At 67.3% G+C, this 20,934-nt stretch carries 21 protein-coding genes; 10 read left to right on the forward strand and 11 right to left on the reverse strand.

The features are described from left to right. The first annotated feature begins 11 nt into the window (after positions 1–11). Both AC5P6H_RS10135 and AC5P6H_RS10140 read left to right on the forward strand, forming a co-directional pair. Positions 12–602, forward strand: coding sequence for a class I SAM-dependent DNA methyltransferase (locus AC5P6H_RS10135; RefSeq protein ID WP_032956833.1), 591 nt, complete (start codon positions 12–14; stop codon positions 600–602). Positions 603–695: 93 nt separating this feature from the next. Further along, entirely contained in the window at positions 696–2,003 is a 1,308-nt protein-coding gene (locus tag AC5P6H_RS10140; RefSeq protein WP_014646484.1) for a polyhydroxyalkanoate depolymerase, read from the forward strand. 199 nt (positions 2,004–2,202) lie between these two features. Here the strand turns inward: AC5P6H_RS10140 and AC5P6H_RS10145 are convergent, their stop codons facing one another. Both AC5P6H_RS10145 and AC5P6H_RS10150 read right to left on the reverse strand, forming a co-directional pair. Then, positions 2,203–3,192 carry a sensor domain-containing protein gene (locus tag AC5P6H_RS10145; protein WP_014646483.1) on the reverse strand — a complete coding sequence of 330 codons (990 nt, stop codon included), beginning with the start codon at positions 3,190–3,192 and terminating at the stop codon, positions 2,203–2,205. Further along, positions 3,189–3,554: a PadR family transcriptional regulator gene (locus AC5P6H_RS10150; RefSeq protein WP_059033797.1), complete on the reverse strand. Its 366-nt coding sequence runs from the start codon at positions 3,552–3,554 to the stop codon at positions 3,189–3,191. The genes AC5P6H_RS10145 and AC5P6H_RS10150 overlap by 4 nt, the downstream gene beginning before the upstream one ends. Before the next feature lie 136 nt (positions 3,555–3,690). On the opposite strand from AC5P6H_RS10150, the gene AC5P6H_RS10155 reads away from it, so the two are divergent. Beyond that, on the forward strand, positions 3,691–4,593 hold the full coding sequence (locus AC5P6H_RS10155) for a peptidylprolyl isomerase (protein ID WP_075075656.1): 903 nt from the start codon (positions 3,691–3,693) through the stop codon (positions 4,591–4,593). Positions 4,594–5,182: 589 nt separating this feature from the next. Here AC5P6H_RS10155 and AC5P6H_RS10160 read toward each other — a convergent pair. Next, positions 5,183–6,055, reverse strand: a complete 873-nt coding sequence (locus AC5P6H_RS10160) for a DMT family transporter (RefSeq protein WP_049406973.1) — start codon at positions 6,053–6,055, stop codon at positions 5,183–5,185. Between the two features lie 115 nt (positions 6,056–6,170). On the opposite strand from AC5P6H_RS10160, the gene AC5P6H_RS10165 reads away from it, so the two are divergent. Together AC5P6H_RS10165 and AC5P6H_RS10170 are read left to right on the forward strand one after the other, a co-directional pair. After that, positions 6,171–7,115: a LysR substrate-binding domain-containing protein gene (locus AC5P6H_RS10165; RefSeq protein WP_014646480.1), complete on the forward strand. Its 945-nt coding sequence runs from the start codon at positions 6,171–6,173 to the stop codon at positions 7,113–7,115. A 68-nt stretch (positions 7,116–7,183) separates the two neighbouring features. Further along, positions 7,184–7,477: a hypothetical protein gene (locus AC5P6H_RS10170; RefSeq protein WP_005408721.1), complete on the forward strand. Its 294-nt coding sequence runs from the start codon at positions 7,184–7,186 to the stop codon at positions 7,475–7,477. Positions 7,478–7,508: 31 nt separating this feature from the next. Here AC5P6H_RS10170 and AC5P6H_RS10175 read toward each other — a convergent pair whose 3' ends face one another. Both AC5P6H_RS10175 and AC5P6H_RS10180 read right to left on the reverse strand, forming a co-directional pair. Continuing rightward, the gene (locus AC5P6H_RS10175) at positions 7,509–8,324 is read right to left on the reverse strand and encodes a DUF4349 domain-containing protein (protein ID WP_032956827.1); all 816 of its coding nucleotides are present in this window, start codon (positions 8,322–8,324) and stop codon (positions 7,509–7,511) included. Further along, on the reverse strand, positions 8,321–8,677 hold the full coding sequence (locus tag AC5P6H_RS10180; protein WP_014646478.1) for a GFA family protein: 357 nt from the start codon (positions 8,675–8,677) through the stop codon (positions 8,321–8,323). Before AC5P6H_RS10180 ends, AC5P6H_RS10175 begins: the two co-directional genes overlap by 4 nt. Before the next feature lie 112 nt (positions 8,678–8,789). Between AC5P6H_RS10180 and AC5P6H_RS10185 the strand changes: the two genes are divergently transcribed. Both AC5P6H_RS10185 and AC5P6H_RS10190 read left to right on the forward strand, forming a co-directional pair. Next, positions 8,790–10,598 (forward strand): DUF885 domain-containing protein, encoded by a 1,809-nt coding sequence (locus tag AC5P6H_RS10185; protein WP_032956825.1) that lies wholly within the window; start codon positions 8,790–8,792, stop codon positions 10,596–10,598. A gap of 145 nt (positions 10,599–10,743) precedes the next feature. Further along, a complete protein-coding gene (locus tag AC5P6H_RS10190) occupies positions 10,744–11,742 on the forward strand; it encodes a polysaccharide lyase (RefSeq protein ID WP_495202576.1) in 999 nt (332 codons plus the stop codon). 9 nt (positions 11,743–11,751) lie between these two features. Here AC5P6H_RS10190 and agp read toward each other — a convergent pair whose 3' ends face one another. From agp to AC5P6H_RS10205, 3 genes are all read right to left on the reverse strand, one after another. Further along, on the reverse strand, positions 11,752–12,975 hold the full coding sequence (agp, locus tag AC5P6H_RS10195; RefSeq protein ID WP_495202577.1) for a bifunctional glucose-1-phosphatase/inositol phosphatase: 1,224 nt from the start codon (positions 12,973–12,975) through the stop codon (positions 11,752–11,754). 120 nt (positions 12,976–13,095) lie between these two features. After that, positions 13,096–14,928, reverse strand: coding sequence for a multidrug efflux ABC transporter SmrA (gene smrA / locus AC5P6H_RS10200; protein ID WP_180835048.1), 1,833 nt, complete (start codon positions 14,926–14,928; stop codon positions 13,096–13,098). Between the two features lie 156 nt (positions 14,929–15,084). After that, on the reverse strand, positions 15,085–16,647 hold the full coding sequence (locus AC5P6H_RS10205; protein WP_041863194.1) for a serine hydrolase: 1,563 nt from the start codon (positions 16,645–16,647) through the stop codon (positions 15,085–15,087). 110 nt (positions 16,648–16,757) lie between these two features. Here AC5P6H_RS10205 and AC5P6H_RS10210 point away from each other — a divergent pair, with 110 nt between their 5' ends. After that, entirely contained in the window at positions 16,758–17,201 is a 444-nt protein-coding gene (locus AC5P6H_RS10210; RefSeq protein ID WP_014646472.1) for a VOC family protein, read from the forward strand. Beyond that, positions 17,198–18,073, forward strand: coding sequence for a DUF72 domain-containing protein (locus tag AC5P6H_RS10215; RefSeq protein ID WP_075075653.1), 876 nt, complete (start codon positions 17,198–17,200; stop codon positions 18,071–18,073). Before AC5P6H_RS10210 ends, AC5P6H_RS10215 begins: the two co-directional genes overlap by 4 nt. Here AC5P6H_RS10215 and AC5P6H_RS10220 read toward each other — a convergent pair. Both AC5P6H_RS10220 and AC5P6H_RS10225 read right to left on the reverse strand, forming a co-directional pair. Continuing rightward, on the reverse strand, positions 17,994–18,263 hold the full coding sequence (locus AC5P6H_RS10220; protein ID WP_495202578.1) for a Pr6Pr family membrane protein: 270 nt from the start codon (positions 18,261–18,263) through the stop codon (positions 17,994–17,996). The genes AC5P6H_RS10215 and AC5P6H_RS10220 overlap by 80 nt on opposite strands. Before the next feature lie 57 nt (positions 18,264–18,320). Beyond that, positions 18,321–18,608: a hypothetical protein gene (locus tag AC5P6H_RS10225; protein ID WP_495202579.1), complete on the reverse strand. Its 288-nt coding sequence runs from the start codon at positions 18,606–18,608 to the stop codon at positions 18,321–18,323. A 79-nt stretch (positions 18,609–18,687) separates the two neighbouring features. On the opposite strand from AC5P6H_RS10225, the gene AC5P6H_RS10230 reads away from it, so the two are divergent. After that, positions 18,688–19,635: a DMT family transporter gene (locus AC5P6H_RS10230; RefSeq protein ID WP_014646470.1), complete on the forward strand. Its 948-nt coding sequence runs from the start codon at positions 18,688–18,690 to the stop codon at positions 19,633–19,635. Between the two features lie 30 nt (positions 19,636–19,665). On the opposite strand, the gene AC5P6H_RS10235 is transcribed toward AC5P6H_RS10230, so the two are convergent. Continuing rightward, positions 19,666–20,826 (reverse strand): AAA family ATPase, encoded by a 1,161-nt coding sequence (locus tag AC5P6H_RS10235; RefSeq protein ID WP_126411866.1) that lies wholly within the window; start codon positions 20,824–20,826, stop codon positions 19,666–19,668. Between the last annotated feature and the right edge of the window lie 108 nt (positions 20,827–20,934).

The following is a 20,934-nucleotide window of genomic DNA, read 5'->3' on the forward strand; positions in this document are numbered from 1 at the left end:
CGCACTGCCCCATGGACAAGACCTACGACGCCGCCTACTTCCAACGCTGGTACCGCCGTGCCGACATCGGCGGCAGCGCCCGCCTGGCGCGCAAGGTGGCGTTGGCCGTGGCCAGCGCCGAGTACTACCTGGAGCGGCCGATCCGCAGCGTGCTGGATATCGGCTGCGGTGAAGGCGCCTGGCGCGCGCCGCTGCTGAAGCTGCGTCCGAAGGTCGAATATCTCGGCTTCGACAGCAGCGAGTACGCTGTGCGCCGCTACGGCAGGACCCGCAACCTGCACCTGGCCCGCTTCGGCGACTTCGCTTGGCTGCGGCCCTGCGCCCCGGTTGACCTGCTGGTGTGTTCGGACGTGATGCACTACGTGCCCGACCGCGAGCTGCGTGCAGGACTGGCCGGCGTGGCCGAGCTGACCGGCGGCGTGGCCTTCCTGGAGACCTTCGCCGCCGAGGACGCGTTCGAAGGCGACCACGACGGCTTCCAGGCCCGACCGGCGCGCTGGTACCGCCGCACGCTGGCCGGCCAGGGCCTGCAGCCGGTAGGGTCGCACTGCTGGCTCGGCCCCGCCCTGGCGGGCGATGCGGCCGCGCTGGAACGGATGTGAATCCGGATTCATTATTTTCAGCCGACTTAACCTGCGGGACACCTGGATGGGATATGCTGCGCGGCAACATATGACCATACATATTCGGTCGTCATGCTCTATCAACTGCACGAACTGACCCGCAACCTGCTCGCCCCCTGGGTGCACCAGGCCCAGGCCAACGCCAGATTCTTCGCCAACCAGGGCCATTGGTGGTCGCAGATGCCCGGTGCTGATCGCCTGGCGGCGGTCAATGAACTCTTCCACCGCATCGGCAAGGATTACGAGAAGCCCGAGTGGGGCATCAACGAAATCGACGTCGATGGCGAGCGCGTGCCGATCGTCGTGCACGAGGAAGTGAGCAAGCCGTTCTGCAAGCTGCTGCGCTTCAAGCGCCACAGCAATGAAGCCGACCAGCTGCACACCATGCTCAACCAGCCGTTCGTGCTGGTGGTGGCGCCGCTGTCCGGCCACCACGCCACGCTGCTGCGCGACACCGTGCGCACGCTGCTGCGCGACCACCGCGTGTACGTCACCGACTGGGTCGACGCGCGCATGGTGCCGGCCAGCGAAGGCGAGTTCGGGCTGGATGACTACATCGCCTACATCCAGGAGTTCATCCGCCACCTCGGCGTCGAACGCCTGCACGTGGTGAGCGTGTGCCAGCCGACCGTACCGGTGCTGGCCGCGGTTTCACTGATGGCCAGCCGTGGTGAACCGACGCCGCGCACGCTGGTGATGATGGGTGGCCCGATCGATGCGCGCTGCAGCCCGACCGCAGTGAACAACCTGGCCACGCAGAACCCGCTGTCGTGGTTCGAGAACAACGTCATCCACACCGTGCCGGCCAGCTATCCGGGTGCCGGCCGCCGCGTGTACCCGGGCTTCCTGCAGCACGCCGGCTTCCTGTCGATGAACCCGAGCCGCCACTTCAGCTCGCACTGGGATTTCTACACCGACCTGGTCAAGGGCGACCTGGAAGACGCCGACGCGCACCGTCGTTTCTACGACGAGTACAACGCGGTGCTGGACATGCCGGCCAGGTACTACCTCGATACCATCCGCGTGGTGTTCCAGGACTTCCTGCTGCCGCGTGGCGAGTGGGTGGTCAACGGCGAGAAGGTCGATCCGTCGGCGATCCGCGATACCGCGCTGCTGAGCATCGAAGGCGAGCTGGACGACATCGCCGGCCTTGGTCAGACCGAAGCCGCGCAGGCGCTGTGCACCGGCATCACTGCGGACCGCCGTGAGCATTTCATCGTCGAAGGTGCCGGCCACTACGGCATCTTCAGCGGCCGTCGCTGGCGCGAGGTGGTGTACCCGAAGGTGCGCGACTTCTTCGCCGCGCATGCCGAAGCCCCGGCGGCAAAGGCCGCGAAGAAGAAGAGCAACGTCACCCCGTTGCGGCGCAAGGCGGGGTAACTCGCCTCTGGCGTGTGCCGACCTTGGTCGGTACGCCTTGGTAGATGCCAACCTTGGTTGGCGCTCTACCGTGAATCCCTGCAGCTGATGGATCGTGCCAACCAAGGTTGGCACCTGCCAAAGCAAAGCCCACCAAACGTCCCGGCGCTGATGGCTTGTGCCAACCAAGGTTGGCACCTGCCGAAGCATGCGCGCCCGCTTACAACCGCACCAGCAGGTTCTTGGCAATCAGCCCATGCAGCTTGCCGATGCCGCGTGCCAGGTGCATCGTCAGCACCAGCAGCAGTGCGCCCGCCGCAGCAACCGCGATCGCCACCAGCGGCGAGGCCGCCATCGGCAGCACATTCACGTCGTTGATGTACACGCCGGGGATGTCACCACTGAAGATCGCCGCGACCGGCGCCCAGATCAGGCTCAGCGACAGCGACAGCAGCGTCACCGCGATGGTGAAGTAGATCACGCCCAGCGGCAGCATCAGCACGAAGTACAGCAGCGTCAGCCAGGTACGGCCATCGGTGAACATGTCGCCGATGCGCTGCAGCCAGGTGCGGCTGCGGTCGGTGTAACGCGGGCGGCGCGGCATGCGCTCGCCCAGCAGCGCTTCCACCAGCCGTCCTTCCAGCAGCGCCAGCCCGCGCACCGAGCCGAAGAACAGCACGGTCAGCGGAATGCCGATGATCAGGATCAGCAGGCCCAGCGACAATGACAGGCCGGTCACCACCCAGGTGAAGAAGAAGATGCCGGTGGCCAGCGACAGCAGCATGTAGAACAGCGCACCGTAGGTGTGCGGATCGGTCACCACGCCGAAGAAGCGCGCCAGCAGCGAACGCTGCACCGGCGCCTGCGGCGGTGAGGCCGGCTCGACGCCACTGGCTTCCGCCGCTGCACGCAGCACCGGCGCGGTATCCGCACGCGGCGTACGCAGCGCGCGGTTCACCGTCACTTCGGTCTCGCGGTAGATGTCGGCCACTTCATCCGGCGCGCCATAGCTGCCGGCAACGTCGGCGATCACCTCGGCCTCGCTGCGGCCGGGCTGCGCCGCCAGCTCCGAGCGCAGGTATTCCTCGGCGTCGTACAGCGCGTCCTGCACCATCGCCGGATCGGCACCTTCCAGCGCCGCGCGCAGCTGCGCCAGGTACTGCGGGATGGTCGTGGGCAGGGCGCGGCCTGCCAGGCTCGGGTCGTTCATTGCGGTACCCCCTCCAACACGGAATCGACGGAATCGCGGGTGGCCTGCCAGGCGTGGCGCCACTGCGCCAGCACCTCGCGGCCACGTTCATTGATGCGGTAGTAGCGCCGCGGCGGCCCGCTGCTGGACGGCTCCACATGGCTTTCCAGCAGGCCGGCGCCCTCCAGGTTGCGCAGCACCGGGTACAGCGCGCTCTGCTTGCCGCTCAGCACGCCCTCGCCCACCCGCTCCAGCTCCTTGGCAATGAGGTAGCCGTACAGCGGCTCCCCGGCCCGGGCCAGCACCGCCAGCAGGGCCAGCGACACCGTTCCGGCGCTGAGTTCCTTCTGGAACTTCTTCAGGTGGACATCGTCCTCGGACATGACCGGCCCTCCACTACGTTGAAGTCCACAGTAGTGCGAAGTTCGGTATAGCGAATGTGTCGTTAGTCACTCTCCCGGTTGGCGCCGCTGCGCGGCTCGCGCAGAATCGAAGCCTCGTTCATGTTCCGGGGTTCCCATGCCGCACCGCCGTTGCCTTGCCCTGACCGCCCTCGCCCTGGCCTGCCTGCTGCCCGCCCTGGCCAGCGCGGCCACGCCCTACCGCAGCCCTCAGCAGATCCTCGACGCCTCGGCGGCCAGCGACTGGCGCACCCCGGACCCGGCCAACCTGCTGTACATGGACCTGCCGGCCGGTCGGGTCATCATCGAGCTGGCACCGCAGTTCGCCCCGCGCCATGTCGCCAACATCCAGACCTTCGCCCACGAGCATTTCTGGGACGGCACCAGCATCTACCGCTCGCAGGACAACTTCGTGGTGCAGTTCGGCGATGCCGACGCCGATGACGCAGCCAAGGCCAAGCCGTTCGGCAGCGCCGCGCGCAAGTTGCCGGCCGAGTTCGAGCGCGCCAGCGCCGGCCTGAAGGTCACCGTGCTGCCGGACCGCGATGGCTGGGCCGCGCAGACCGGTTTTGTCGACGGCTTCCCGGTCGGCCAGGACCCGCAGGCCGGCAAGGCCTGGCTGGCACATTGCTACGGCATGCTGGGCGCGGGCCGCAGCAACGAGGAAGACAGCAGCATCGGTGCCGAACTGTACGTGGTGACCGGACAGTCGCCGCGCCAACTGGACCGCAACATCACCCTGGTCGGTCGCGTGCTGAAGGGCATGGAGCTGCTCAGCGCGACGCCGCGCGGGCCGGCGCCGATGGGCTTCTACACCGACCCGACACTGCGCACGCCGATCGTGTCGATCCGCCGCGCCAGCGACGTGCCGGCAGCCGAGCGCACGCCGATCCAGGTACTGCGTACCGACTCGAAGACCTTCGCCGATACGGTGGAGGCGCGGCGCAACCGCGTGGATGATTTCTACAAGCGTCCGGCCGGGCATATCGATCTGTGCAATATTCCGGTGCCGGTGCGCTGATGGTTTCCTGCGCGTGACGCGTGCTGAAGGTGCTTCACTGTTCATGGGCGTTACTTTTCTTTGTACGCAAAGAAAAGTAACCAAAAGAAACGCGCCGCCAGGTCGCGAGCCGCCGTGTTTCGCACGTCGGTCCCCTGCGCTTCTCGGTGAATCAGGGGACGGTGTGCACAAGGCTGCCGACTAGCAGTCGGCTCTACAGGACATCGGCACCTCTTCGCCCCTGATTCCCCTGCGATGCTCGGGTCGCTCAAGGCGGACCCAGTTCAAAGGCCACAGCTGCACCCAGAAGATCCACGCAATGCGTGGATGCTTTTGCTGTTGATCTTGACCTTCCAGTCCGCCTTGAGCGAGCCGAGCACCGCAGGTCTGGCGAGGGCGAAGAGGCGCGGGTGTCTGAGCGCAGCGAGTTCCCGCGCCGTCCCTCGACGGGCCGAGGAGCGCAGGGCACCGGTGCGCAGCACCGGCTCGCGACCTGGCGGCGTGTTTCTTTTGGTTACTTTCTTTGCACGAGCAAAGAAAGTGACACCTCTCCGCAGGCGCGGAAAAGAGCTGCCGGGCAGCGCCCGGCACTACCAGTGCGTCGGCGCGCTCAGCCCTTCTGACTCACCGCCACGCTGCCCAGAATCAACACACCCGCAATCAACATCTGCACCGTCACCGCCTCCCCCAGGAACAACCACGCAAACGCCGCGCCGAACAGCGGAATCAGGTAGGTCACCGTCGACGCCCGCGACGGGCCGATACGACCGATCAGGCGGTAGAACATCAGGAACGCCAGCCCGGTGCAGGCCACGCCCAAGGCAATCGCCGCGCCCCACGCCTTCAGTGGAATCGCCGCCTGCGGCCAGTGGGTCACCGCCATCGGCAGCATCCACAGCGAGGCACACGACAGCGTTGCAGCAGCGGCCGCCGCCGAGGGCAGGCCGGTCATGTGCCGCTTCACCAGGTTCACGCCCAGGCCGTACAGCAGCGAGGCCGCCGCACCAGCCAGCACTGCAGTGCCGATGCTCAGGCCCGAGACTTTGGCCGTGGCCAGTACCACCACGCCGGCGAAGCCGACCAACAACGCGCCCGCGCGGCGCATGCCGATCTTCTCGCCGAAGAACAGGAAGGCGATCAGCGCGGCAAACAGCACGGTCATCGCATTGCAGATGGCGCCGATCGCCGCAGGGGCTCGCTCGGCCGCGTAGGCGAACAGCACGAACGGCAGCGCCGAGTTGATCAGCCCGATCGGTGCCAGCCACAGCCAGCGCCGCGGTGGGAACTGCGCGCGGGCACGCCACAGGAACGGCAGCAGCACCAGCGCGCCCAGCACCAGCCGCACCTCGACCAGCGCGAACGGGCCGAACGACGGCACCGCCACCCGCATGAACAGGAACGAGCAGCCCCAGATGGCGCCCAGCAGGGTCAACTCCAGCGGTGTGCGCCAGTCGCGCTCGGCTGCCTGTGGGACCGCATTCATGCCTCGCCTCCGTCCATCGTCAATTCCTCGTCAAGGCAGACAGGATCGGGCGCAGACGCCTGCCGCACAAGCGCGTAGTATCGCTGCCAGCCACAAATATGGTTTGAGGCTCGACATGCAGCTACGCCCTTCCCTGCTCCCCGCACTGGCCGTGTTCGCGGTCGCCGCGCGCCACCAGAACTTCGCCCAGGCCGCGCAGGAGCTGCACCTGACCGCCAGCGCGGTCAGCCACCATGTGCGCCGGCTGGAAGAAGTGCTGGAAGTACGCCTGTTCCTGCGCCACGCCCGCGGCGTGCGCCTGACCGCCGAGGGCCGGCAACTGGCCGACGCCGCCAGCGCCGCCTTCACCGATGTCGCGGCCGTCGCCCATCACCTGCAGCCGGATGCCGACAGCGTGCCGTTGCGGATCACCACGCTGCGCTCGCTCTCCTACTGCTGGCTGCTGCCACGGCTGCCGCGCTTCACCCAGGCCCATCCGCACATCCGCATCGAGCTGCACACCGGCAGCGGCCTGGATCGCTACGACGACAATGGGCCGGAAGTCGGCATCCGCTACGGTCTGGGCCAGTGGCCGGGCCTGCGTGCGCAGCACCTGATGGACGACTACCTGTTCCCGGTGGCCTCGCCGGCGCTGGCCGGGGTCGAAGCACTGGTCGATCCGGCGCGCATCGCCGACCTGCCGCTGCTGACCGACCTGTCGCCGCAGGGCTGGCGCGACTGGTTCCGTCATGCCGGCGTGCGCCCGCCCTCGCCGCTGCCGCCGATGCACACCTTCGCCGACAGCACCGATGCGATGCGTGCAGCGGTGTACGGCATGGGCGCGGTGCTGGCACGTACCCACATCGCGCAGCCCTACCTGCAGCGCTACGAGGTGGTACGCCTGCCCGGCCCGGCGCTGAAGGCGCGCTATGCGTATCACGTGGTGCATGCCGAAGGACAACCGCCGAGCCCGGCCGCACGCCTGTTCATCGACTGGTTGCTGGAGCAGGCGCAGGACGAACGCACGCCGATTCCCGCATTGCCGGACAGCCTGCTCGGACGCCCGGCCACACGCGCCTGACTGCGCCCTCACCCGTTCTTTGCCCGGCGCTGGCTAGGCTGCAGGCAACTCCACAACGTACCTACGCCATGGCCATGCTGCGACTGCGCATCACCGGAACCGAAGACGACGCCCGCGCCATCAGCGACCTGCTGCTCGGCCTGGAGGGCATCGAACATGTCGAGGAAACCGACGACCTGATGCCGCACATGGACGACGACGATTCCAGTTCGGCCGGGCTGTCCGATGACATCGGCCCGGGCATCCACGAGCTGGAAGTGGAAGTCGGCAATGAAAGCACCGCGCAGAAGGTGCGCGACGCGGTGCAGGAACTGGCGCTGGAGCTGGATGTGTTCGTCGAGTACGAGACCGACGAGGGCTGACGCCGGCTCCCTGCCGGCATCAGCCGTCACCTCAGCGGGTGGGCGGCAGCGTGCGACGGCGGCGACGCCACCACGCCCGCACACCCCAGGCCACTACCAGGGCCAGCACACCTACCGGCAGCAACGCGGCGACGGCGCGGATCAGGAACGCAATGCTGCCGCTGAGGATGCTGCCCGACTCGCTCAGCGCCTCGCCGATCTCGCTGCGGCTGCGCTGGCCCGAGGTGGTGTCGAAGTGGATCGTCACCAGCTGGGTATCGATGCGCCGACGCTGCTGTGCGGCATCCTTGTTGGCCTGCTCGACGCCTGCTTCGATCTCCGACAGCCGCGTGGTGATCGCCATCAGGTCCTCGATCTTCAGGTCCTTGCGGTCCTGGTAGGACAACAGCCGCGCGTGTTCCTTCTCCAGCCGGGACTTGGTCAGCGCGGTGTCCGCTACTTCCTGCGCGAGGTCCTCCGCGCGCGTGTTGCGCGACTGCAGCGTGCCGCCCTCACCGGCCATCGCGATCAGCGGCTCGGTGCCCTTCGGCGCGATGCGCACCTTCACTTCACCGCTGGGCTGCTCGCCGCCGCGCTGGTCGACCTGCAACACTGCACAGTCGCCGAACTTCGCGCTCTGGCAGGCCTGGGCGATCTGCTGGATGCGCGGTGCGATCTGCGCCGCCTCCAGCTGCACCTGCACGTCATGTTCGTAGGCCAGGAATGCGCCTTCCGGCGAAGCAACAGCGGCATCGGCCGCGGTCGCGCCCGCCTCTGCAGCGCGCTCACCGTTCTTGGCGCAGGCTGCCAGTGCCAACAGCAGCACCGGCACTGCCAGCGTGCGCGTCCACGCGCACAGCGGCCTCACAGCGCGGCTCCGTTGTAGGAGGTCACCGAAAGACCGGCCAGATCGACCTGCGGCACGCAGCGAACGTTCACCGCCACCATCGGTGTGCCGGTACGCGGATCGATCGCTTCGCTGTAGGGGGCGATACCGCATTGGCGGCAGTGGTGGTGGTCGATATGCGCCTTGTTGAAGTGGTAGGTGGCCACGTCAGCCGGATCGGTGGCCAGCTGGAACGCCTCGCGCGGGGCGAACCACAGCAGGCTGCCGCGACGGCGGCACATCGAGCAGTTGCAGTCGATGACGTCGCTGATCGGCGCCTCGGCCTGTACGGTGAATGCGATCCTGCCGCAATGGCAGCTTCCCTGGTATTCCATGTCCTGCGCTCCTTTGGAGGGTCCTTGAAACCGCCCATGGTAATCCTATGGCACGGGGACAAAGCAGCGACGGGGCCCTATGCTCAGGGTTTGACCCCGTACAGGAATGCCGATGCGCCCGCATCTTCTTGCCCTCGCCCTGGTCGCTGCGCTGGCCGGTTGCCAGCCTGCCGACGCCCCGACCAACGCTTCCACCCCGGCCACCAGCCAGCAGGCCGGTGACGCGGCGGTCGATGCCGCCTTCGCCGATCTGTCCAAGCGCGCCCTGGACACCTGGATGCAGCTGTCGCCGGTCAGCGCCACCCAGATCGGTGACCACCGCTACGACAGCGAACTGGACGACCTGAGCGCCGCCGGCCAGCAGAAGACCGTGGCCGCCTACAAGGCGCTGCTGGGCGAGCTGGACAAGATCGAGGTGGCCAAACTGGGCCGCGAGAACCAGGTGGACGCGGCGATCCTGCGCAACCAGCTGCAGTCGGAAATCTGGAACGCCGAAGTGCTCCAGTCCGGCAAGTGGGACCCGCAGCTGTACAACGGCATCGCCGGCAGCGCGATCTATGGCCTGATGGCCCGGGAGTTCGCGCCGCTGCCGGAACGCCTGAAGTCGGCGACCGCGCGCATGGAAAAGCTGCCGGCGATCTTCGCCCAGGCACGCGAGAACCTGGATCCGGCCCGCGTTCCGAAGATCCATGCCGAGACGGTGGCCAAGCAGAACAAGGGCATCCTCAGCATCGTCGATACCTTCATCACCCCGCACATCGGCGAACTGCCGCAGGCCGACCAGCAGCGCCTGCAGGCCGCCATCGACGGCCTGAAGAAGGCCGTGGACGAGCAGCAGACCTGGCTGGACAAGACCCTGGTGCCGAACGCCAAGGGCGACTTCCGCATTGGTGCGGAAAAGTACGACCAGAAGCTGAAGTTCGCGCTGAGCTCCTCGCTGTCGCGCCAGGAGATCGGTGAGCGTGCACGCGCCGAACTCAAGCGCGTGCGCGAGGACATGTACGGCATCGCGCAGACCGTACTGAAGGACAAGCCGGGTGCGCCGGAGATGCCGGCCCAGCCGACCGACGAGCAGCAGCAGAAGGCGATCGAGGCCGCACTGGAACTGGCCTACGCCGACAAGCCGGCGCGCGACAAGGTGGTCGATGATGCCAAGGCCGCGCTGGAGCAGTCCACCGCGTTCGTGCGCGAGCACGACCTGGTGACCCTGCCCGATGCGCCGGTGGACATCATCCTGATGCCGGAATTTCAGCGTGGCGTGGCCGTGGCCTACTGCGATTCTCCGGGCCCGCTGGACAAGAACCTGAAGACCTTCTACGCCGTGTCGCCGATTCCGGACGACTGGAACGAGAAGCAGGTCGACTCTTTCCTGCGTGAATACAACTCGCGCATGATCCACCTGCTGAGCATCCACGAAGGCACCCCGGGCCATTACCTGGAGGGCTGGCATTCGGCCAAGTTCCCCTCCACCCTGCGTGCGGTGCTGCGTTCGGGCCTGTTCGCCGAAGGCTGGGCGGTCTACACCGAGCGCATGATGCAGGAGCAGGGCTACCTCGACAACGACCCGCTGTTCCACCTGGTGCAGCTGAAGTTCTACCTGCGCACGATCTCCAACGCGATCCTCGACCAGGGCGTGCACGTGGACAACTGGGATCGCGAGAAGGCGATGCACCTGATGACCCACGACGCGTTCCAGCAGGAAAGCGAAGCGGCCGGCAAGTGGGTGCGCGCGCAGCTGACCTCGGCGCAGCTGCCGACCTACTTCGTGGGTGCGCAGGAACACTTCGACACCCGCAAGGCGGTGCAGGAAAAGCTGGGCGACAAGTTCAACCTGAAGGCGTACCACGACCAGGTACTGTCCTACGGCGCACCGCCGGTGCGTTTCGCACGCCAGCTGATGCTGGACCAGCCGATCGAGTGATCGAACCGGTGTGAGGTGAAACGGAGCGGCCCGGGCAAACCCGGGCCGTTCTGTTTGTGCAGCATCGCCACGCCATCGCCGCATCACATGCCGGCAACATGGCCGGGCGCATCGTTCGCCGGATTCCCCGTTCCGCCGGTTTCCAATGTCTCTCCCCTTGCTTCGCCTCGCCCTGCTGCCCACGCTGCTGGCCAGTGCGGGTGCCTTCGCTGCCTGCCCCCCGCCGCCGCCCGGCCAGCCCGACATCCGTGCCCTGGGCTACTACACCGACAAGGCTGGTTCGGTGATCGACCCGGCACTTCGCCAGCAGAACAAGGACGCCACTGCGCCGCTGGACCGCTATGCCGCCGACGTGGCGCGCATGAGCGACGACTACCTGCGCGACGGTGACCCGGCAGCCGCACAGTGCACGCTGAACTGGCTGGGTGCGTGGGCCGACGACGGCGCCATGCTCGGGCAGATGATCCGGGTCAACAACAACCAGTCGTTCTACATGCGGCAGTGGATGCTCGATGCGGTAGCGATGGCCTACCTGAAGGTGCACGACCAGGCAGATGCCCGGCAGCGCGCGCGCATCGATCCGTGGTTGCAGAGGCTGGCCCGGGCCAACCTGGCGTACTGGAACAATCCGAAACGGCGCCGCAACAACCACTACTACTGGGGCGGTCTGGGCGTGCTGGCCACCGGACTGGCCACCGACGACGATGCCCTGTGGCAAGCCGGCCACGCCGCCTTCCAGAAGGGCGTCGATGACATCCAGGACGATGGCAGCCTGCCGCTGGAGATGGCGCGCGGGCAACGCGCCCTGCACTACCACGACTACGCATTGGCGCCGCTGGTGATGATGGCCGAACTGGCACGGCTGCGCGGCCAGGACTGGTACGCCAGCAGGGATCGCGCCATTGACCGCCTTGCCCGCCGCGTCATCGAAGGCAGCAAGGACCCTGCATGGTTCAACGAACACACCGGCGTTGCACAGCTGCCCCTGCAGGCCAGCGGCTGGGTCGAGTTCTACCGCTTGCGCTCACCCGATGGCGGCCTGTTCGATGCCGCGCATGCACGCGGACCGTTCCGTTCCCCACGGCTGGGCGGCGACCTTACGTTGATGGCTGCGCAGGGCATCGTGCGCACGCCGCCGCGATAGCCCCCTGTTTCAGCGACGGGCCCGCTGTAGCAGCTGCTGGAACTGCGCACGGCTGCAGCCCTGCCGGTCACAGCCCGGCAAGGGCAGTGCGACGCGTCCCGGCGGCTGCGCCTCGGTCAGCGGCACGGCATCGCGCAGCTGCGCGGTGGTCGGATAGACGTAGGCCAGGCGGAACCGCTCGCCACCGCCCTGGCGGTCACGCCAACGCTCGAACTGCAGCAGGCCACCGATCGGCGTCTTCTCGAACTGGCCTGGCAGGCTGTAGTCACCGATTCCTATCGCCGCCAGCACCGAACCGATATTGGAATCATGGCCGACCAGCAGGATCACCTTCGGCGACGCCGGATCACCGAACGACGCATCCACGCGCGCCAGCAGCGGAGCGGCCACGTCACGCGCCACCGCGGGTGTTCCGAACAGGATGTCCTGGTAGCGGTTGCGGATCTGCGCCAACGCCAGCCATTGGCCTTCCGTGTTCAAGCGGCCCCAACCTTCGCGCGGAACGCCACTTCCCTGGTAATGCTCCATCAGCAGGGCATCGACCAGACCGCTGGCCAGTGCCAGTGAACCCGAAGCGCGTGGCTCCTTGCCCGGCTCCGCATTGAAGGTCGTGTCGCCCAGCACCAGATGACAGTCGCTGCGCCCCGCACAGGCCGCCGACTGCGGGTAGAGGGTGATCCCCTCCACCACGGACAGTGCGGGTGCCAGATCCGATACTGTCAGCGCCTGCTGCATTGCCGCCAGCGCGCGCTTGCGGAATGCCGCGTCATCGTTGTGGATCACCGGGTCGAACAGCGGATCCATCGTCCCCAGCGCCATGCGCTGTTCGACCGCAACATGGCAGCCCGGAAACGCACCGGCAATGAAGAACTGCGCGGTGGCCTGGGTACGCTGCAGGCTGTTGGCATGGGCGTGGAAGTCAGCCGGCTGCGGGCAACCCGACGCCGGCAACAATTGCGCCTGGCGCAGCCACTGGCCGATGTAGCGCCCCATGTAGACTTCCAGCACGCCGCCCTTGGTGGTCAGCTCGCCGGGGCCTACGTCCCAGCGTGGCCAGCGCTCCGGCGTGGCATGGGCAAGGGCGCCCGACGCCACCACCGGCGCGCGCAGGTTGTGGCGGCTGAGCAGGACGACCTGCTCGAGCTGGTCGCCTTGCACCGGTGTCGTCGCCGCGGCTGCGGCCGTGGTGGCCAGAATGAGTGCCAGCAACAAGGAGCGTACGGGTCGGATCATGCAGGTCTCCGGAAACACGTTGGGGTCAGAGCCCTTTCCTGCGGAAAGGGATCCGACCCCAAGGCATACGTGGCCAGGGTCGGATCCTGCTCGCAGAGAAGGCTCCGACCCCGAAAGCAATCATTGATCGGCGGCCACAAAACCACCGGTCTGTCGCGCCCACAAGCGCGCGTACAGGCCACCGGCGGCGATCAGTTCGGCGTGGCTGCCGGTCTCGACGATGCGGCCCTGGTCCATCACCACCAGCCGGTCCATGCGTGCGATGGTCGACAGCCGGTGCGCGATCGCGATCACCGTCTTGCCGCCCATCAGCTCATCCAGGCTGTCCTGGATCGCCGCTTCCACTTCCGAGTCCAGCGCCGAGGTCGCTTCGTCCAGCACCAGGATCGGGGCATCCTTCAGCAGCACGCGGGCAATGGCGATGCGCTGGCGCTGGCCACCTGACAGCTTCACGCCACGCTCGCCGACATGTGCGTCGTAACCACGACGCCCCTGCCCATCCACCAGCGTGTCGATGAAGGCTTCGGCACGCGCCTTGGCCACCGCAGCGCGCAACTGCTCATCGGTCGCGTCCGGACGGCCGTACAGCAGGTTGTCGCGGATCGAGCGATGCAGCAGTGAGGTGTCCTGGGTGACCACGCCGATCTGCTGGCGCAGGCTTTCCTGAGTGACGTAGGCAATGTCCTGGTCGTCGATCAGGATGCGGCCGCTTTCCAGGTCGTACAGGCGCAGCAGCACGTTGACCAGGGTCGACTTGCCGGCACCGGAAGGACCCACCAGGCCGATCTTCTCGCCCGGCTTCACCACCAGGTCCAGGCCTGCGATCACGCCGCCCTTCTTGCCATAGTGGAAGTGGATGTCCTGGAAGTGCACGCCACCGCGGGTCACCTGCAACGGCACCGCGTCCTCGCGGTCCTGCACGGTCAGCGGCTGGGCGATGGTGGTGATGCCGTCCTGCACCGTACCGATGTCCTCGAAGATGCCATTGATGGTCCACATGATCCAGCCGGACATGTTGTGGATGCGGATCACCAGGCCGGTCGCCAGCGTGATCGCGCCGACGGTGATGTGGCCGCCATTCCACAACCACAGCGCGAGCCCGCAGGTACCGGCAATCAGGAAACCGTTGACGATGGCGATGGTCAGGTCCATGCCGGTGGTCACCCGGGTCTGCGCGCGGTGCTTGACCGCCAGTTCCTGGATCGATTCGGCCACATAGGCCTGCTCGCGCCCGCCATGGGCGAACAGCTTCAACGTGGGAATGTTGGTGTAGCCATCGACGATGCGGCCCATCGCCTTGGAACGCGCTTCGGACGCAATCCAGGCCCGTTCCTTCGCGCGCGGCACGAAGTAGACCATGATCACCGCATAGGCCAGCAGCCACAGGACCAGCGGCACCATCAGCCGCCAGTCCGCCTGCGCGAACAGGTACAGCGCGGTGCCGGTGTAGACCACGATGTACCAGAGCGAGTCGACCATCTGCACCGCCGACTCGCGCAGCGAGGTACCGGTCTGCATCACCCGGTTGGCGACGCTGCCGGCGAAGTCATTCTGGAAGAAGCTCAGGCTCTGCCGCACCACGTAGTTGTGCATCAGCCAGCGCGAGCGGTTGCTCAGGCCGGGCACGATCGCCTGGTTGACCAGCAGGTTGTGAAGGCCGACCAGGATCGGCCGCGCGATGACCGTGATGAACAGCATCCAGCCCAGTTCATTGGCATGGCGCTTGAAGAAATCGGCCCCCGGTTGCTCGGCGACCATGTCGACGATGCGGCCCAGGTAATCGAACATCGCCACTTCCACCAGCGCCAGCAGCAGGCCGGCGATCAGGGTCGCCAGCAGCACCGGCCACACCGGGCGCAGGTAGTGCAGGTAGAACGGCAGCACCTTGCGCGGTGGCATGCGCCCATCCACGGGCGGGAACACCGGGATCAGGGATTCAAACCAACGGAACATCGCACTCCCTCGCCTCTTGCAAGCGGCGAAGTATCCCACGCCGGATGTGTACGCCAGCCGATGATCGCCGCCGCTCCGGTAGTGCCGGCCGCTGGCCGGCACCCTTGCGGCATTTCGGAAGATCATGAGGTTGCCGGCCAGCGGCCGGCACTACCTTCATTCGTTGACCGGGGTGAACAGCAGGTCCTGGAAATCGAAGCTGAAATCGGTCAGGTCGGAGATCGACTGCATGCGCACCTCGCGCACCTTGCCGTCCGGGTCCAGGCTGAAGTTCACGAACGCATCGGCGTTGAGCGAGCGGTCATCCCAGCGCACGATGAAGGTGTCGTGCTGCCAGTGCTCCAGGCGGCCGCTCAGCTGCGCGGTCTTCATGAAGCGCAGGCGCAGGCCCTTGCCCGCGGCACTGACCTGCATGTCGCCATACCAGCGGTCGCGGAACGTGCCGGTGTAGCCGGCCAGCGGCAGCGACGGCCTGCTGCCCTTGTCGCGCGCGCTCTGATGCTTGGCCCAGGCCTCGTCGGCCTTGTCCTGGCCCTTGGCCACGGCCTTGGCATAGGCGTCCACCCAGTCGTGCTTGTCGCCGCCCAGATAGGCATCAAGCACGCTCAGGGTGATCGCGTTGAACGCCGCGCCCACTTCCTGGTTGGTCAGCACCACCACGCCCAGCTTCTCGCCCGGCACCAGGGTCAAGCGCGAGACCATGCCCGGCCAGCCACCGGTGTGCCAGACCAGTTTCCGGCCGCGATAGTCACTCAGGCTCCAGCCTTCGCCATAGCCGGCAAAGTTGGCCCGTGCCGGTGCCAGCTCCGGCACGCTCGGCGCCGGGATCGACTGCGGGGTGATCATCCGCCACATCTGCTGCTGGCTCTTTTCGCTGAACAGCGCAGTGCCGTCGGCCAGCTTGCCTTCGGCCAGCTGCACCTGCATCCAGCGCGCCATGTCGTGCGCACTGGAATAAATGCCACCGGCGCCGGCATTGTTCGACCAGGTCAGCGGTGCGACGGTGCGCAGGTCCTTGAAATCGTACTTGGCGTGGCCGACCGCCGCCGTGTCGCCCGGCTTCAGGTGGTCGGCGTTGTAGCGCGTGCCGGCCATGCCCACCTTGTCGAAGATGCGGGTCTGCAGGAACTGCTGGTAGCTCACGCCCGAGACGTGCTCGATCACCTGCTGGGCGACCGCGTACAGGATGTTGTCGTAGGCATAGCTTTCGCGGAAGCCGCCCTTCAGCGGCACCTTGCCCAGCCGCTGCACTACTTCGGCGTTGCTGTAGGACGTGGTTGGCCAGAACAGCAGGTCACCGGCGCCCAGGCTCAGGCCGCTGCGATGCGACAGCAGGTCGCGGATCGTCATCTGCCCGGTCACGAACGGGTCGGACATGCGGAACGACGGCAGGTGGTCGATCACCTTGTCGTCCATCTTCAACTTGCCCTCTTCCGCCAGCAGGTTCAGCGAGGTGGCCGTGAACGCCTTGGTGTTGGACGCAATGGCAAACAGCGTATCGGCCTGCACCGGTTCCGGCTTGCCCTGCTCGCGCACGCCCCAGCCGCGCTCCAGCACCACCTCGCCATCCTTGACCACCGCTACGGCAATGCCGGGCACGTCGAACTGCGCGCGCACGCGCTCGACGGTCGCATCCAGGTCCTGCAGCGGCGGCGGGGTCGCCGCGCTCGCCATGGTCGTGCACGCCAGCAGCACGGCTCCTCCGATCCAGGGTTTCATCCAGCACGATCTCCGAACAGGGGTGGCGGCCATGTGCAGGCCGTCACCGGGGTTTCGCGGGATGGTAACGTCCGGCGGCGCATCCTGCCCTGTGCCATAGGAGGGGTGTCATGGGCGAGAACGGCCAACCCAGCAGCGGCTCCACGATCATTCCGTGCCTGCGCTATCGCGACGCGCAGGCCGCCATCGACTGGCTGCAGCGCGCCTTCGGCTTCCATGCCCAGGCCGTCTACGCCGATGGCGATACGGTCTTCCATGCGCAGCTCACCTTCGGCAGCGGCATGATCATGCTGGGCTCGGCCAGCAACCAGAGTGCGTGGAGCAAACACGCTGCCCTGCCTGACGAGGTCGGCGGACGCCAGACCCAGAGCGCCTGCGTGATCGTCACCGATGCCGATGCGCACTACGCGCGGGCCAAGGCCGCCGGTGCCCGCATCGTCATCGACATCGCCGACCAGGACTATGGCGGACGCGGCTACGCCTGCGCCGACCCGGAAGGCTACCTGTGGTGGTTCGGCAGCTACGACCCGTGGCGCACGGACCACGGCCAGTGACCACGGCCGGCCGGCAGGCAGAGATCCGCTGCGGCATCGGCGGCTGGGTGTTTCCCGAATGGCGCGGCGGTGTATTCTATCCAGCAGGCCTGCCGCAGCGGGAGGAACTGGCCCACGCCAGCCGCACCCTGCGCTGCATCGAGATCAACGGCACGTTCTACCGCACGCCAACTGCGGCCCAGTGCGCGCAATGGGCTGCGCAGACACCCGACGGTTTCCGCTTCTCGATGAAGGCGCCGCGCTACCTGGTGCAGCGACGCGACCTGTCCAGCACCGTGGAAGCGGCCACACCGTTCCTGCAGGCGGCACTGGCGCTCGGTGACCGGCTCGGCCCATTGCTGTGGCAGTTCGATCCGCGCCACCCGGCCGACGCCGATGCACTGGAGGCGCTGATGGCACAGCTGCCTAAGCAGCTGGACGGGGTGCCGCTGCAGCATGCGCTGGAGGTCCGCAACGCCGAGGCACATGGCCCGGCACTGGTCGACGCCGCCCGCCGCCATGGCGTGGCGCTGGTGATCGAGGACAGCGACGAGGCGCCATTGCACGGTGATGTCAGTGCCGGCTTCGTCTATGCGCGGATCAAGCGCAGCCAGGCCCGCTTGAACGAGGGCCTGCCGGCGCCCGTGCAGCAACGCTGGGCCGAACGCGCACGCCGCTGGTCACGCGGTGAACCCGTGGATGACCTGCCCTGCCTGGCCGGGCCCGCTGCGGAGGCCCCGCGCGAGGTCTACCTGCTGTGCATCGGCGCAGGCAAAGCGCGCAACCCGGCGGCAGCGATGGCCCTGCAGCGCCTCATCGACAGCGCCAGCGGTCCAGCCCCCACAGCAGGGTCCACCCCACCACGAACACGCTCGCAACGCGCAGCACGTTGAGCAGGAACGCCGCCAGCCCCAGGCGTTGCAGTTCGAGGAACGGATACGGCGCCTGTCCTGTCACTTCGGCCACCAGCATCGCCCAGCCCAGGTACACCAGCGGTACCAGCAGCACCCCGCCCAGTGCGCGCCAGCGCAGCGCGCCATGCGGCAGCAGCCACCACCACCCCAGCAGGTACAGCGCCGGCACAGCGTAGTGCAGGCCGGCATCGACCCACCATTGCAGCCCGGTGGGTTGCCACAGCCCCTACAACGCCAGCACGTAGATGCACGCGGTCACCCCGATGCACAACGCGATCACCGCGGCGACAGTCGCGTTCAGCACACCCGCACGGATCAGCCGGACGCATCCCAGGCACACCGCCAGGTTGCTGAGAATCGTGAAGTAACCAACGAAGCGCAGCGTCGCCATGCCGACCCCGGCAGCCGCCCCGGGGCCATGCAGCAGCAACAGGTATTGCAGCAGCAACGAGGTGGCCGCCATCAGTGCAGTCAGCGCTGCCCATGCACGCTGGGCGGAACGGTTGGCAGCCATTGCGGGGTTCCCCTGGGGAGTTTCCGCGAGCATGCCACAGGCATCGCCGGCGGCCGTGCGATTGCCGCACAATAGGCGGATGAGCACACCCGACACCCGCAAAGCGTTGTGGCAGATTCACTTCTGTGTCCTGCTGTGGGGCGTCACCGCCATCCTCGGCAAGCTGATCACCCTGCCCGCACTGCCGCTGGTGTGGTGGCGCATGCTGCTGGTGACGGCGATGCTGGCGCTGCTGCCGCGGGTCTGGCGTGGACTGCGTACGCTGCCAGTGCGGCTGGTGGCCGGTTATGCCGGCATCGGCGCCCTGGTCGCCCTGCACTGGCTGACGTTCTACGGTGCGGTAAAGCTGGCCAATGCGTCGGTGGCCGCCACCTGCATCGCGCTGGCGCCGGTGTTCACCTCGATCATCGAACCGTGGGTGGCCAAGCGGCCATTCCAGCTGCGTGAACTGGCGTTCGGCCTGGCGGTGCTGCCGGGTGTCGCGCTGGTGGTCGGTGGCGTGCCCGACGGCATGCGCCTGGGTGTGCTGATCGGCGCGATCTCGGCGCTGCTGGTGGCAGTGTTCGGCTCGCTCAACAAGCGCATGGTCAGCCACGCCGATCCGCTCACGGTCACCGCGCTGGAGCTGGGTGCGGGCACCCTCACCCTGACCCTGCTGGCGCCGCTGATGCCCTACCTGCTGCCTGCGCTGGCCAGCCCGTTGTGGGTGGTCCCGGACCTGCACGACGGCATCCTGCTGCTGGTGCTGGCCGGGTTCTGCACGCTGCTGCCGTTTGCCCTGGCCCTGGTCGCACTGCGCCACCTGAGCGCCTACACGGTGCAGCTGGTGACCAACCTGGAGCCGGTCTATGCGGTGGTGCTGGCGGTGGTGCTGCTGCGCGAGCAGCACGAAGTCACCCCGTGGTTCTACCTCGGCGTGGCGATCATCGTAGGCGCCGTGTTCCTGCATCCGCTGCTGAACCGCCGCAAGCCGGTGCAGCATCCGGAGATTCTTGGCACGGCCGAGGCGCGCAACATCGCCGATTGAGTGCATCCACGCATGACGTGGATGCCCGTATCAACGCTGCGGCCAGTGCCATGCAGGTGCATCCAGCAGGCCCTGCCCGCTCAACAGCGTGCGGCCCTGTTCCTTGTACAGATGCAGCGAATGGCACCCCGGCGCCTGTTCCAGCGCCGCGATCAGCCGGCTGGCATGTGACACCACCCATACCTGACTGCGCGCACTGGCTGCGATGATCAGCCGCGCCAGCGCCGGCAGCAGGTCCGGATGCAGGCTGGTCTCCGGCTCATTGAGCACCAGCAGCGGCGGTGGACGCGGCGTGTGCAGCGCAGCGGCCAGCAGCAGGAAGCGCAGCGTGCCGTCGGACAGTTCGGCCATCGACAAGGGCCGCAGCAGCCCAGGCTGGTGGAAACGCAGCGCCAAGCGTCCATCCAGCTCCTCGAAGCCGACCGTGGCGCCCGGGAACGCATCGTCGACGCTGCGTGCCAACGCCACCGGGTCACCGATCTCGAGGATGGTGACCCAGGCCGCCGCCAGATCCCGGCCGTCGTGATGCAGCACCGGCGTGCGCGTGGCCATCGCCGGTTGCCGCGCCGGGGCATCGGCATCACTGCGGAAATGATCGTAGAAGCGCCAACGCCGGATGTACTCGCGCAGGGCGATGGTGTCCGGCAGGCGCTGCGGATCGCCGACCTGGGTGAACAGGCTGTCGAACAGCGACAGCCGGTCATCCACGAGATCCCAGCCGCGCGCATGGCGTTGCCGCACCATCGCCCCGCGACGGTCGACCAGCAGGTTGGCGCTGCGCAGGAACGGGCCGGCCCAGATCGCCTCGGCCTTGATCTGCGGGTCCAGTGCGAAGGCCGATCGACTGGGCGGCGGGTAGCCCAGATCGATGGCGTAGCCGAATTCGTCAGTGGCGAAGCCCAGCTTCAATCCCACCGATTCCTGGCGTGGGCCGCCCTGCAGGGGGATTTCGCCGGCAGCAACCCGACGGTCCATCTTTTCCGGACCCGCCCACAGCGCCGAGCCCAGCCCGCCTTCGCGGGCCAGCACCGCCGCGACGCCGCCCTGCGCGGTCTCTGCCAGCAGGCGCAGGGCACGGTACAGGCTGGACTTGCCACTGCCGTTGTCACCGGTCACCACATTCAACTGCTGCAACGGCAGTACGAGCCCGTGCAGCGAACGATAGTGGGCGATGGCCAGGGTCTGCAGCATGGTCGGCGTCCGGGGAACCAGGGGATCATGCTGCCCGGTTCTGATCGCAGGAGCTGCGACGCGATGTGAATCGGTGACAGCATCCACGCGTCGCGTTGATCTACTGGA

This window comes from Stenotrophomonas sp. YJH_SMC_110, assembly GCF_059369255.1.

Coding starts and splice junctions, on each gene's coding strand:
- AC5P6H_RS10135 (WP_032956833.1), top strand. CDS start 12: ATGGACAAGACCTACGACGCCGCCTACTTCCAACGCTGGTACCGCCGT.
- AC5P6H_RS10140 (WP_014646484.1), top strand. CDS start 696: ATGCTCTATCAACTGCACGAACTGACCCGCAACCTGCTCGCCCCCTGG.
- AC5P6H_RS10145 (WP_014646483.1), bottom strand. CDS start 3,192: ATGAACGACCCGAGCCTGGCAGGCCGCGCCCTGCCCACGACCATCCCG.
- AC5P6H_RS10150 (WP_059033797.1), bottom strand. CDS start 3,554: ATGTCCGAGGACGATGTCCACCTGAAGAAGTTCCAGAAGGAACTCAGC.
- AC5P6H_RS10155 (WP_075075656.1), top strand. CDS start 3,691: ATGCCGCACCGCCGTTGCCTTGCCCTGACCGCCCTCGCCCTGGCCTGC.
- AC5P6H_RS10160 (WP_049406973.1), bottom strand. CDS start 6,055: ATGAATGCGGTCCCACAGGCAGCCGAGCGCGACTGGCGCACACCGCTG.
- AC5P6H_RS10165 (WP_014646480.1), top strand. CDS start 6,171: ATGCAGCTACGCCCTTCCCTGCTCCCCGCACTGGCCGTGTTCGCGGTC.
- AC5P6H_RS10170 (WP_005408721.1), top strand. CDS start 7,184: ATGGCCATGCTGCGACTGCGCATCACCGGAACCGAAGACGACGCCCGC.
- AC5P6H_RS10180 (WP_014646478.1), bottom strand. CDS start 8,677: ATGGAATACCAGGGAAGCTGCCATTGCGGCAGGATCGCATTCACCGTA.
- AC5P6H_RS10185 (WP_032956825.1), top strand. CDS start 8,790: ATGCGCCCGCATCTTCTTGCCCTCGCCCTGGTCGCTGCGCTGGCCGGT.
- AC5P6H_RS10190 (WP_495202576.1), top strand. CDS start 10,744: ATGTCTCTCCCCTTGCTTCGCCTCGCCCTGCTGCCCACGCTGCTGGCC.
- agp (WP_495202577.1), bottom strand. CDS start 12,975: ATGATCCGACCCGTACGCTCCTTGTTGCTGGCACTCATTCTGGCCACC.
- smrA (WP_180835048.1), bottom strand. CDS start 14,928: ATGTTCCGTTGGTTTGAATCCCTGATCCCGGTGTTCCCGCCCGTGGAT.
- AC5P6H_RS10205 (WP_041863194.1), bottom strand. CDS start 16,647: ATGAAACCCTGGATCGGAGGAGCCGTGCTGCTGGCGTGCACGACCATG.
- AC5P6H_RS10210 (WP_014646472.1), top strand. CDS start 16,758: ATGGGCGAGAACGGCCAACCCAGCAGCGGCTCCACGATCATTCCGTGC.
- AC5P6H_RS10225 (WP_495202579.1), bottom strand. CDS start 18,608: ATGGCTGCCAACCGTTCCGCCCAGCGTGCATGGGCAGCGCTGACTGCA.
- AC5P6H_RS10230 (WP_014646470.1), top strand. CDS start 18,688: ATGAGCACACCCGACACCCGCAAAGCGTTGTGGCAGATTCACTTCTGT.
- AC5P6H_RS10235 (WP_126411866.1), bottom strand. CDS start 20,826: ATGCTGCAGACCCTGGCCATCGCCCACTATCGTTCGCTGCACGGGCTC.